This window comes from Lysobacter arseniciresistens ZS79, assembly GCF_000768335.1.
Classification (GTDB): Bacteria; Pseudomonadota; Gammaproteobacteria; order Xanthomonadales; family Xanthomonadaceae; genus Novilysobacter; species Novilysobacter arseniciresistens.
This window is the reverse complement of sequence record NZ_AVPT01000012.1, coordinates 1-12,109: the sequence shown is the minus strand read 5'-3', so window position 1 is coordinate 12,109 and position 12,109 is coordinate 1. Positions and strand designations below refer to the sequence as shown.

Annotated in this window: 10 protein-coding genes and 1 pseudogene; 8 read left to right on the top strand and 3 right to left on the bottom strand. The window is 67.6% G+C overall.

What is annotated here, in order from left to right; translation table 11 throughout:
* Nucleotides 1-4: 4 nt before the first annotated feature.
* Nucleotides 5-781 (bottom strand): type I methionyl aminopeptidase, encoded by a 777-nt coding sequence (map, locus tag N799_RS07825; protein ID WP_036210436.1) that lies wholly within the window; start codon nucleotides 779-781, stop codon nucleotides 5-7.
* A gap of 302 nt (nucleotides 782-1,083) precedes the next feature.
* On the opposite strand from map, the gene N799_RS07820 reads away from it, so the two are divergent.
* The 8 genes from N799_RS07820 (at nucleotide 1,084) to tsf (ending at nucleotide 8,965) form a co-directional block, all read left to right on the top strand.
* Complete coding sequence (locus tag N799_RS07820; RefSeq protein WP_036210433.1) at nucleotides 1,084-1,599, top strand: Csu type fimbrial protein; 516 nt, start codon at nucleotides 1,084-1,086, stop codon at nucleotides 1,597-1,599.
* A 104-nt stretch (nucleotides 1,600-1,703) separates the two neighbouring features.
* Complete coding sequence (locus tag N799_RS07815) at nucleotides 1,704-2,228, top strand: Csu type fimbrial protein (protein ID WP_036210430.1); 525 nt, start codon at nucleotides 1,704-1,706, stop codon at nucleotides 2,226-2,228.
* A gap of 13 nt (nucleotides 2,229-2,241) precedes the next feature.
* Nucleotides 2,242-3,018 (top strand): fimbrial biogenesis chaperone, encoded by a 777-nt coding sequence (locus N799_RS07810; RefSeq protein ID WP_052101352.1) that lies wholly within the window; start codon nucleotides 2,242-2,244, stop codon nucleotides 3,016-3,018.
* Nucleotides 2,969-5,350 (top strand): fimbria/pilus outer membrane usher protein, encoded by a 2,382-nt coding sequence (locus N799_RS07805; RefSeq protein ID WP_081974820.1) that lies wholly within the window; start codon nucleotides 2,969-2,971, stop codon nucleotides 5,348-5,350. Before N799_RS07810 ends, N799_RS07805 begins: the two co-directional genes overlap by 50 nt.
* Nucleotides 5,347-6,354: a Csu type fimbrial protein gene (locus N799_RS07800; RefSeq protein WP_036210428.1), complete on the top strand. Its 1,008-nt coding sequence runs from the start codon at nucleotides 5,347-5,349 to the stop codon at nucleotides 6,352-6,354. Before N799_RS07805 ends, N799_RS07800 begins: the two co-directional genes overlap by 4 nt.
* A 171-nt stretch (nucleotides 6,355-6,525) precedes the next feature.
* A complete protein-coding gene (locus N799_RS07795) occupies nucleotides 6,526-6,813 on the top strand; it encodes a hypothetical protein (RefSeq protein ID WP_036210425.1) in 288 nt (95 codons plus the stop codon).
* 286 nt (nucleotides 6,814-7,099) lie between these two features.
* Complete coding sequence (gene rpsB, locus N799_RS07790; RefSeq protein ID WP_036210422.1) at nucleotides 7,100-7,948, top strand: 30S ribosomal protein S2; 849 nt, start codon at nucleotides 7,100-7,102, stop codon at nucleotides 7,946-7,948.
* A 147-nt stretch (nucleotides 7,949-8,095) separates the two neighbouring features.
* Nucleotides 8,096-8,965, top strand: coding sequence for a translation elongation factor Ts (gene tsf, locus N799_RS07785; RefSeq protein ID WP_036210419.1), 870 nt, complete (start codon nucleotides 8,096-8,098; stop codon nucleotides 8,963-8,965).
* A 173-nt stretch (nucleotides 8,966-9,138) separates the two neighbouring features.
* Here tsf and N799_RS07780 read toward each other — a convergent pair whose 3' ends face one another.
* Nucleotides 9,139-11,529 carry a TonB-dependent receptor plug domain-containing protein gene (locus tag N799_RS07780; protein WP_152597854.1) on the bottom strand — a complete coding sequence of 797 codons (2,391 nt, stop codon included), beginning with the start codon at nucleotides 11,527-11,529 and terminating at the stop codon, nucleotides 9,139-9,141.
* A gap of 156 nt (nucleotides 11,530-11,685) precedes the next feature.
* Nucleotides 11,686-12,078: pseudogene (locus tag N799_RS07775) on the bottom strand (integrase core domain-containing protein); the annotation flags it as partial.
* Nucleotides 12,079-12,109 lie beyond the last annotated feature (31 nt).

The window sequence follows — 12,109 nt, the reverse complement described above, 5'->3', positions numbered from 1 at the left end:
GGGCTCACAGGTCGTTGTCGTCGCCGGGCACGCGGGTCAGGATCTCGACCCCGTCATCGGTGACGGCCACCATGTGCTCCCACTGCGCCGACAGCGAGCGGTCCTTGGTGACCACGGTCCAGCCGTCGGGGAGCAGCCGCGTGTGGCGCTTGCCGGCATTGATCATCGGTTCGATGGTGAAGGTCATCCCCGGCTGCAGCACGAGGCCCTGGCCCGGGTTGCCGTAATGCAACACCTGCGGCTCGTCGTGGTAGACCTTGCCGATGCCGTGGCCGCAGTACTCGCGCACCACGCTGAAGCGCTCGGACTCGGCGTAGCTCTGGATCGCATGGCCGATGTCGCCCAGGGTCGCGCCGGGCCTGACCGCGCGGATGCCGCGGAACATCGCCTCGCGGGTCACGTCGATCAACCGCTGGGCCAGCACCGACGGGGTGCCGGCGACGAACATCCGGCTGGTGTCGCCGTGCCAGCCGTCCTTGATGACGGTCACGTCGATGTTGACGATGTCGCCGTCCTTCAGGACCTTGGCCTCGCTCGGGATGCCGTGGCAGATGACGTTGTTGACCGAGGTGCAGACGGTCTTGGGGAAGCCCCTGTAGCCGACGTTGGCGGGGATGGCGCCCTGCACGTCGACGATGTGGTCATGGCAGATGCGGTCCAGCTCCTCGGTGGTCACCCCCGGCTTCACATGCGGGGCGACGACCTGGAGCACCTCGGCGGCCAGGCGGCCGGCGATGCGCATCTTCTCGATTTCTTCCGGAGTCTTGATGGGCACTGGCATCCGGCCATTATCGCCCATTCGGCACGGCGCCGGGCCGGAGCCGTGTTACCCCGGCCGATCGCCCAGCCGGGCCGCGCCTCGTCCCACTTTCCGGGGACCGCAACCGGCGTCGCGTCACAAACGGGATGCCGTTCAAGCCGGAAATGTGACGCCGAACGTCAATTATTGCCCGGTCACCTTTGAGAACGTTTCGTTAAGGCAACTTCCCGGCACCCAACTCCGACAAATTGTTGGCACGCGAATTGCGACGGGGTTCGCAGTCCTTTCCCGTCGAGCGCCGACCCGCGCCGGAGTCCAACCTGATGAAGCTTGTGAACGCCTCCCTGATCGCCGTTGCCCTGTCGGCCGCCGCCATCGCCCCGGCCCACGCCGCCGACAACCAGACCTTCGACGTCACGATCTCGATCGCCGAGTCCTGCGACGTGACCTCCACCCAGAACATCTCGTTCGGCACCAACGTCCTGGCCAGCGCAGGCAGCGTCGACGCGACCGGCGGCGTGACCGTGCAGTGCTCGGTCGGCACCACCTACAACCTCGCGCTGGACGCCGGCCAGCACAGCGGCAACGACATCGGCGCCCGCCAGATGCAGATCGACGGCGGCACCGCGACCATCCCGTACCAGCTGTACCGCGGATCCGCACCGTCGCAGGTCTGGGGCGAGACCGCCGGCACCGACACCGAGACCGGCACCGGCACCGGCTTCGGCACCGGCGCACCGTACGACCAGCCGCACACCGTCCTGGCCACCGCGACCATCCCGGGCACCGCGCTGGCCGGCAACTACAGCGACACCATCACCGCCACCGTGACGTTCTGACGGACCGGCTTCGGGCGGGCTGCCGGCCCGCCCGCGGCCCAGGCGCACGGGCAACCCGCCCGTGCTGCCCGACCCGACGTCTCCCCACCGCCTCCCGCTCCGCCATGAACGCCATCAAGTCGACGCTTTTCGCGGCGATGCTGGCCGGCTGCATCGCCGCGCCGGCCACGGCACATGATTGCGGTGGCGTGTGCACCACCAGTTTCGAGGTCTACCTCGACGTGGTCGCCAGTTGCGAGTTCACCGGCAGCACCGACGTCGCTTTCGGCAGCCACGCGGTGGTACCCGGCCAGCAACTGGACGCCTACGGCTCGCTCACCGTCCGCTGCAACGTGCCGGCGGCCTACGCGATCAGCCTTGATGGTGGCCGGCACGGCAGCGTGACCGACCGCAGGATGGCTTCGGACACCGGCGAGACCATCGCCTACCAGCTCTACAGCGGCCCCGGCGGCACCTCGCCCTGCACCGCCGCGGCCGGCACCCAGTGGGGCGATGCCAGTGGCGGCTGCATTTACCGCGGCACCTACGCCGGCACCCCGCAGGACATCGAGGTCCACGGCCGGCTTACGATCGACAACCCACGCGCTGGCAGCTACAGCGACACCGTCACCGCGACGATCACGTATTGAACGCCCACCCGCCATGAGCCGACGTTTCCCGACATTCCGCATCCCCGTGATCGGTGCCCGCGCAGCCTGCGCCGCCCTCGCCCTGGCCATGCTGCCCGGCCTCGCCACGACCGCGGTCGCCGCCAGCCTCCAGGTCGCGCCGACCTCGGTGGAACTGCAGGCCAGCGAGAACGGCGAGGCGGTCTGGCTGAGCAACACCGACGCCGACACGCCCGTCCGCGCGCAAGTGCGGCTGTTCCGCTGGACCCAGCACAACGGCGAGGACACGCTGGAACCGACCCGCGACCTCGCGATCAGCCCGCCGCTGGTGGAACTCGCCGGCGGCGCGCGCCAGCTGGTTCGCGTCATCCGCACCGGCCCGCCGCCGACCGACACCGAGACCAGCTACCGGATCATCGTCGACGAGGTGCCCGACGGCACGGCCGCCGACCGGACCGGCCTGCAGTTCCTGCTGCGCTACTCGATCCCGGTGTTCGTGCTACCGGCCGGCGAGGCGCCGATCACCTACCAGCTCGCCCCGCGTCTCGAGCACGACGGCGACGCCGCGACCCTCGTGGTCGCCAACCACGGTGGCCGCCACGCACAGCTGGCCGACCTCGCCTACGTCGATGCGGGCGGCAATCGCCACGAACTGCTGTCCGGGCTGGTCGGCTACGTGCTGCCCGGCCAGACCATGCGTTGGGCACTCCCGGCCTCCGCTTCCCGCTACGCCGACGGCGGCCGCTTCCAGGTGAGGATCAATGGCGAAGCCGCCGAGCAGACGCTCGCGCTCGACCGCGCGGCGCGTTGAACCCCTGCTGTTGCTTGCCTGCTGCCTGCCGGCGCCGGCGCTGGCCGGCACCGCCGTGCCCGCACCCGCGCCATCGCCGGCGCAGGCCGACATCCCGCTGTATCTCGACGTCGAACTGAACCACCAGCCGACCGGACTGCTGCTGCCGTTCGTGCTGCGCGACGGCCGCCTGCATGCGAACGCCGAAACGCTCGCCCGGCTCGACTTCGCCCTGCCCGGCGTCCCGCCCGGCCAGCTGCTCGCGCTCGACGAAATCCCCGGCGTGCAGGTCGACTACGACGCCAGCCTGCAGCGGGTCGCGATCAACGCGCCGCTGTCGCGACTGGCGCTCGAGCCCACCGTCATCGGCGCCGACCGCCGTGAACCGCTGCCGGCCAGCAACGCCCCCGGCCTGCTGCTCAACTACGACCTCTACGCCAACCATTCCGGCCACTCCAGCAACGCCACCGCCTACGGCGAACTGCGCGCATTCGGCGGCAACGCCGGCGTGTTCAGCACCACCGCGGTCACCCGCGCGTTCCGCAGCGACGCCGACAACCGCTGGCGTGGCGACAGCGTGCGGCTGGATTCCAGCTGGCAGTGGTCGTTCCCCGGGTCGATGCTCAGCCTCGCCGTCGGCGACACCACCACCGGCAACCTCGGCTGGACGCGGGCGATCCGGCTCGGTGGCATCCGCATCGGGCGCGACTTCGGCCTGCAGCCCTACCGCGTGACCACGCCGCTGCCTGCATTCCTCGGTGAGGTGGCGGTGCCGTCGGAGCTGGAGCTGTACGTCAACGGCATCCGGCAGTACTCGGGCGAAGTGCCGGTCGGGCCGTTCCAGCTGATCTCGCAACCGGGCATCAACGGCGCCGGCAACGCGCAGCTCGTCATCACCGACGCGTTCGGCGCGGTGCGGACGCTGAGCTTCCCGTTCTATGCCAGCCAGAACCTGTTGGCCAAAGGGCTGTCCGACTGGTCGGTCACCGCCGGCGTGATCCGCGAGGACTACGGCCTGCGCTCGTTCTCCTACGGCAGCCCGCCGGTCGCCAGCGGCAGCCTTCGCTACGGCGTGGGCGACGCGTTCACGATCGAGGCGCACGGCGAAGGCGGCGACGGCCTCGCCAACGGCGGCATCGGCGCGGTGTGGTCGCTCGGCCGCGCCGGCATCGTCAGCGGCTCGTGGGCCGGCAGCGACTGGCACGACCAGAGCGGCAACCAGACAGCGCTGGCCTACAGCTGGAACAACACGCGCTTCAACGTGTCGCTGGGCACCCAGCGCACCCACGACGACTACCGCGACCTCGCCTCCGGCTACGGCCAGTCCCCCGCGCGTGCCAGCGACCGCGCCCTGGTCGGCTGGAACTCCGCCCTGCTCGGCAGCTTCGGCGCCAGCTACCTGCGCCTGCGGTACCCGGACAGCGACGCCAGCCGCTACGCCAGCGCCTACTGGAACCGCAACTTCGGCCGCAACCTGGCGTTGAACTTCAGCGTCAACCAGAACCTCGACGACTCCGGCGACCGCAGCTTCTACCTCGGCGTCTCGGTCAACCTCGGCGAGCGCCGCGCGCTCAACACCTCTCTGCAGCGCAACGCCGAACGCGACACCGCCAACGTCGACCTCAGCCAGTCGGTGCCGACCGCCGGCGGCCTGAGCTGGCGGTTGCGGGCCAGCCACGCCGAAGGCGGCGAAGCCACCGCGCTGGCCGAGGCCGGCTGGCTGGGCGAGCACGGCCGGGTCAATGGCGGCATCGCCGGCTCGGCGGGCAACTGGTACGGCTACGCCGGCGCCAACGGCGGGCTGGTGCTGATGAGCGGCGACGTGTTCGCCTCGCGCAGCGTCAACGACGCCTTCGCCGTGGTCTCCACCGGCGACATCGCCGGGGTGCCGGTCAAGCTGGAGAACCGCCTGATCGGCAGCACCAACGACAACGGCCTGCTGCTGGTGACGCCGCTTAGCGCCTGGCAGCGCAACCGCCTGGCGATCGATCCGATGGACCTGCCGGCCAACACGCGGCTGGGCCAGGTCGAGATGTTCGCCGTGCCCAGCGACCGCGCCGGCACCGAGGTGCGGTTCGACATCCAGCCGGTGCGCGCCGCGGTGGTGGTGCTGCACGACGCCGCGGGCGAGCCGCTCGCTGCCGGCGGGGGTGCCGTGCTGGAGGGCAACCCGGCGTCGGCGACCTTCGTCGGCTACGACGGCGAGGTCTACCTGGATGCGCTCGGCGACCACAATGTCCTGCGCGTCTCGACCGCGACCGGCACCTGCCACGCCCGCTTCGACTATCCCGTCAGCGATGTCCCGATCCCGCGGATCGGCCCGTTGACCTGCATTCCGGAGGAAGCGCCATGAACTGGCTGCGCTGTGTGATCGTCCTGTGCCTGGGAATGACGGGTCTGTTCGCCGCGCCCGAAGCATCGGCGGAGACCACCTGTTGGGCGGAAATGACGGACTTGGAGTTCAATCTGGCCGACCCGGGGAATCGCACCGCCAGCGGCACCATCCGCTACGACTGCCTCACCTACGGCGCTTCCAGCGAGCAGGCCACTGTTCACATGTGCTTTGCAATCGGCCCGGGATCCGCGCCCGGCAGCACGGTACCGGCACGGCGAATGGTCAACCCCTACGGGGAGTCGCTGCCGTTCCAGCTTTTCCAGGATCCGGCGCATACCCGGCCGTGGGGCGACAGCCCTGCGCCCCCCGGTTACCGGCAACTTTCGATTTCCTACTCGACCCGCATCTTCGGGTTGGGTCACGGGAGCGGAACCGTCACGGTTTACGGCGTGATTCCTGACCTCGCCGGTATCCCGCCCGGTGACTACAGCAGCTTCTTCGCGGATGGCCGACTGACCTACCAGTACAACGACGGGCGCGGCAACAACGACCCGAGGAGCTGCGATAGCGGCCCCGGTAAAACCGGAATGCCCGACGACTTCACCTTCACCGCACGCGCCAGCGTCCCGGGCAGCTGCAGCGTCATCACCGCCAGCAACATGAGCTTCAACCCCGGCGGCATGCCACTGTCGGGCACCCGCACCGGCAACCTCCTCAGCACTTCCACCATCGACCTGACCTGTACCCGGCGCACCAGCTGGCAGGTGGGCCTCGATGACGGCCTGCACGCCACGCCCGCCGGCGTCCGGCAGATGTGCAACGCCGACGGCGCCTGCATCGCCTACCAGTTGTACAAGCCTGATGGCGCCTCCCCTTGGGGCAACTACATCGACGTCGACACGATGGAAGGCTCCAGCGCCGGCACCAGCCAGTCGCTGACCGTGCACGGCCGGGTGGACGACCAGCCCCTGGAGCAGGCCGGTCGCTACAGCGACACGGTCAAGGTCACCCTGACGTACTGACCAAGGGGTGGCGGCGTTCTTCCCGCGCGCCGCGTGATCCACCTCACAAATCGGAGACAAAACCGCGAATAGTCTCGGGACGTGCCCGAAATCGGCTCAACTTCCTCTGGAGCCGGCCGACAGATTGTCTGACCCGTCTCGTTCCCCGTGGACGAGCGCCAGGAGCAGCCAATGCACGTCTGGAAGCCCATCGCCGCCCTCAGCGTGGCCGCATGCCTGGCGTGCGGGCCTGCCCGGGCGGACTCGAAGGGCGTCATCCGGGTCGGCATCACCATCGTGCACGGTTGCACCGCCGACACCGCGCCGGCCCCCGCCCGCAACCGGCCGATGCAGGTGGACTGCACCGGCGGGGTGCCCTACCGGGTGACCACCACCGACCCCGACGCGCACGCCGCACACCGCGTGGCCATCGTCCCCGACGAGCGCGCCGACGCCCGGATCGCCACGCTGACGTTCTAGCCGCCCGCCCTCGGCGGCCACGCCCGATTGCTTCCCGGGCCCGTGCACCGGTACAATCCGCCGGCTGCCCGGACTGCGTCCGTGCACCGCCCACGCCGGGCGTCACCGGTGAATACACACCTGCTGCCAACACCCGTGCCGGGGTGCCTTGAAATCCTTGCGGATCAATAGGTTCGGACACGGAAGCCGCAGGGAGGCCCAACCCCGGAGCCCACGCCCCGGCCCTGCCGAGGCAGCCGCCCCACCTATCCGGCGGCCCGGGTTCCACTGCCTGGAGTTACAAGCAATGCCCCAGATCACCATGCGCCAGATGCTGGAAGCCGGCGTCCACTTCGGCCACCAGACCCGTTACTGGAACCCGAAGATGGGCCCGTACATCTTCGGCGCCCGCGGCAAGATCCACATCATCAACCTCGAGAAGACCGTTCCGCTGTTCAACGACGCGATGAACTTCATCTCGGGCGTCGCCCAGAAGCGCGGCATGATCCTGTTCCTCGGCACCAAGCGCAGCGCGCGCGAGTCGATCAAGGAAGAGGCCGAGCGCTGCGGCATGCCGTACATGACCCAGCGCTGGCTGGGCGGCACCCTGACCAACTTCGCCACCGTGAAGAAGTCGGTCGCCCGCCTGAAGGAGCTGGAAGCGGCCGAGACCGATGGCACCTTCGAGAAGCTGGTCAAGCACGAAGTGCTCGGCCTGCGCCGTGAGCGCGAGAAGCTGGAGGCCTCGCTGGGCGGCATCAAGGAGATGAACCGCCTGCCCGACGCCCTGTTCGTGATCGACATCGGCCACGAAGACATCGCCATCAAGGAAGCCCGCAAGCTCGGCATCCCGGTCGTGGCGGTGGTCGACACCAACTACGACCCGGCGCTGGTCGACTACGCGATCCCGGGCAACGACGACGCCATCCGCGCCGTGCAGCTGTACGCCCGCGCCGCCGCCGACGCCGTGCTGGAAGGCAAGGCCGCCGCGCCGCAGGCCGCCAGCGTCCGCGAGGAAGACTTCAACGCCGACGGCGAAGCCGGCGACAAGCCGCGCCGTGCCCCGGCCAAGAAGGCCGCCGCGAAGAAGGACGCCGCCAAGGCCGAGGACAAGCCCGCCGAGGGCGCGTCGGCCGAAGCCCCGGCTGCCGAGTAAGAGCGATGTCATGCGGTCGCGCCATGCTGCGCGACCGCACTTTCTATGTAGGAGCGGCTTGAGCCGCGATCCCGATCCGGACGGGCGCCTGACGTCCTTCGCGGCTGAAGCCGCTCCTACACACCCCCGAATCCAGAGGTAACCCCCATGGCAGAGATCACCGCTTCCCTGGTCAAGGAACTGCGCGAGCGCACCGGCGCCGGCATGATGGAGTGCAAGAAGGCGCTCACCGAGAACAACGGCGACGTCGAAGCATCGGCCGAGTGGCTGCGCAAGCAGGGCCTGGCCAAGGCCGACAAGAAGGCCAGCCGCGTTGCCGCCGAGGGCCGCATCGCCGCCGCCCAGGCCGACGGCAAGGCCGTGCTGGTCGAGATCAACTCCGAGACCGACTTCGTCGCCAAGGACGCCAACTTCCTGGCCTTCACCGAAGCCGCCGCCGACGCCGCGCTGTCGGCCGCCGACGTCGACGCCCTGAAGGCCACCAGGCTGGCGTCCGGCGAGACCGTCGAGGAAGCCCGTTCGGCCCTGATCGCCAAGGTCGGCGAGAACGTGCAGGTCCGTCGCATGGCCCGCGTCGACAGCGCCAACACCGTCGCCGCCTACGTCCACGGCGGCCGCATCGGCGTGCTGGTCGAGCTCAAGGGTGGCAACGACGAGCTGGCCCGCGGCCTGGCGATGCACGTTGCCGCGATGAACCCGCCCTACATCTCGCCGGCCCACGTCCCCGCCGACTTCGTCGCCAAGGAGAAGGAAATCGCCCTGGCGCAGGTCAAGGACACCGGCAAGCCGGCCGAGATCCTGGAGAAGATGATCTCCGGCAAGGTCGCCAAGACCGTCAATGAGCTGTGCCTGACCGGCCAGCCGTACGTGCTGGACACCAACCAGACCGTCGAGCAGACCCTCAAGGCCGCCGGTGCCGAAGTCGTCGGTTTCGTCCGCCTCGCCGTCGGCGAAGGCATCGAGAAGCAGACCGATGACTTCGCGTCGGAAGTGATGAAGCAGGCCGGGCTGGCGTAAACCACACTCCGGGACTACGCAGTACGAAGAAGCCGCGGCCCAGCCGCGGCTTTTTTGTTGTCCGCCGTGCGCTATGGCAGCGGCTATGCGATCCCCAATAAAATCGGCCGCCCCCCGGGGGGAGGCGGCCGAAAAAGAAACAAAGTAACGAGAGAGACAGGCTCTGGTTTCTACTACCAGTCGAATGAAACGCTCAGACGCACGGACCGCTCCTGCTGGAAGTTGGTCGGCGAGAGATAGTTCGGATTGGCGGTGTAGTCGTAGCCGGTGAGGTTTCCAGCGGCATCGAAGACTTCCACCTGTGCCAGGTCACCCACCTCATTCAACTCGGTGGCTTCCTGGTCGCCCAGCACGTTGATCATGTCGATCTTGAACGCGAGCTTCTCGTCCGCCCACATCGGGCGATACTCGAGTCCGAGGTCGAGCTGGTTTGTCCAGCTGGTGCGACCAACCGAACCGCGCTCCACCAGTTCGCCGTTGCAGTAGAACGACTCCTGGCCATACGCCTGGGCGAACAGGTCGGTGGGGTGGAAGCCGAAGCAGTTGATCGGACGGCCGGACTTGCCGACGTAGTTTCCGCTGAGCAGGAACTCCGGCGCGAACTGCCATGCGCCCCACACCTTGACGGTATGGGTACGGTCGTTCGGCAGGTCGCCGTAGGCACCATGCATGAGACCCGGCTGGTCGAACAGAGTGGTCAGACCGGCGTCAGTCTGCTCGTTGTCGGATCGCACGAAGCCTTCGTTGTTGCCGTAGCTGTTGGACCAGGTGTACGAGCCTTCAACGAACCACTGCTCATCCCAGGCGCGGGCGAAGAACAGCTCGACCGCCTTGTACTTTCGAACGGACTTCGGGTAACCAAGGATGTCCGCGCTGAGCTCGACCGGGTCAAGCACGCCATCACCATCCATGTCGACCTGGATGCTGATCGGGAACCCCGGGTTGCCGAGCACGTAGTAGTCGAAGCCGCCGGCGGTGAAATCGTCATAGCCGTTCTGCTCGGCATAGCGGATCAGACCCGCGTCCACCGCCATGTCCTCGATGGTGCTGCCCAGTTCGCGGTAGATGCCGCGCACGCCCACCGACCACTTGGGCATGAACTGCCACTGGTAACCCAGGATGTACTCGTCCTGGTACATCGGGTCGATCTCCTGGTCGACGCTCGACTCGGTCGGATGCACGGTACCGTCGGCGAAGACAGCGGCATCGAACTGATCCGCCGGGTCGAGGATCGGAATGAAGTTCTCGTCGACCGACGTGCCATCCCAGAAGAAGTAGTCACGCAGGTACAACTCCTGGCCCGCAAGCCGGATATTGGTATTGGTTGCCACTGGCAGGTGGTAACGGCCTGCGTTGGCGAACAGCTTCTGCGTGCCTTCACCGCCGATGTCCCACGACAGGCCAAGACGCGGAGCCCACTGGTCCTTGATCTTGATGAAAGCTTCGCCGCCAGCGTTCATGTTCTCGAACTGCTCGTTGCGCACGCCGATGCTCAACAGCAGGTTGTCGGTCACCTGCCACTGGTCCTCGACGTAGAACGCCTGCGATAGCGTCTCGAAATCACCGACGTTGTTGTAAACATCGCGCTGCACGTACCAGAAGTCGTCGGCGGTACCGATCTCATTGTCGGCGCCGTCATTCTCGATGGCCGCGTAGCGGTAGCCATCCGCACCCTGGATGGTGTTGTTGTTGGACGCGGAGTTCTCTTCCCGGTCCACGCCGAAGCGCAGGAAGTGGCTGCCATAGAAGAGCTCACCGAGATCCCACTCCGCGTCCACGCGGTACGCCACGCGCTTGTCTTCGCCAAGACTGTTGAGCGAACCGAGCGCCGGCGTCAGCACGCGGGTCGGCCCCCTGAGCGAGTTGTAGGTGACATAGCTGGAGTTCGCGTTCGCGCTGATACCCGAGTTGTAGTCGGACACCGAGTACTCGCCCTGCCCCCACAGCGCCGACAGCGTGAAGCTGTCGCTCAGGTAGCCGGTGTACTTCAGGATGTGGTTATCACCGCCACTGAGCTGGGCGTAGGACGTCGCGCCCTCGTAGCCGACAACCTCACCGGGAAGCGCACTTTGCTGGCTGCGCATGCCCGAGGTGATGAACTCGCTCTCGTCGCGGAAACCGGTGTACTCCACACGATGGTTGTCGGTGAGGTAGGCGTCCAGCTTCAGGCCCCAGAACGGGCTGTCGCTGGAACCGTTGGTCGCGGCGCCCTTGGTCTCCAGATCACCCGAGAACGCGTAGGTGGTCTGCGTGTTGTCGCGCAGGCTGCCAATGGCATAGAAGAACAGGCGATCCTCGATCAGCGGGCCGCTGGCGTACATGCTCGTTTCGAGCTTGTCGTACTTGTCGAACCGATTGCTGGCGATCGGGTCACCCTGCGGATTGACGATGTCCCTGTCGCTCTGGCGCCAGCGGTCCGGCGTCCAATAGGCGGAAGCGCCCCAGTGCCACTCGTTGGTGCCGCGCTTGGTGGTGGCGTTGATCACGCCGCCGGTCGAGCGACCAAACTCCGCCCCGTAGCCGCCGGTCTTGACCTGGTACTGCGAGTACATGTCGAACGGCACGTTGCTGAAACCGAGGCCGTTGCGGAAGTTGGTGACGTTGAAGCCGTTGATGTAGTAGGCGTTCTCGCCGACGGTGGCACCACCGAACGAAGCGAGGTTGCCGAAGCCGGCATCACCCGGTAATCCCCCCGTTTTTAGCGGACTCCAGAAGTGGAGCTAGGCGGCAAGCGCCAATTTCTGCATCGGGGTGATGCCGCCGAGCGCCATGTTGGGGCGCTCGTGGTTGTACGTCCATAGCCAGCGGGTGGCCTTGTCCTGCACCTGCTCGATCGAGTCGAACAGGATCCGGGCCAGCCAGGCGTAGCGCACCGTGCGGTTGTAGCGTTCGACGTACGCGTTCTGCTGCGGCTTGCCCGGTTGGATATGCTCGATCCGAATGCCCTGGAGTTCCGCCCAGGACAGCAGCGCGCCGCTGATGTACTCGGGGCCGTTGTCGCAGCGGATCACCTTGGGCTTGCCGCGCCACTCGATGATCTGCTCCAGTGCCCGGATCACCCGCGCCGATGGCAACGACAGATCGGCCTCGATCGCCAGGCCCTCGCGGTTGAAAGGGTTCTACCCCGAAATCACGGACGGTTGT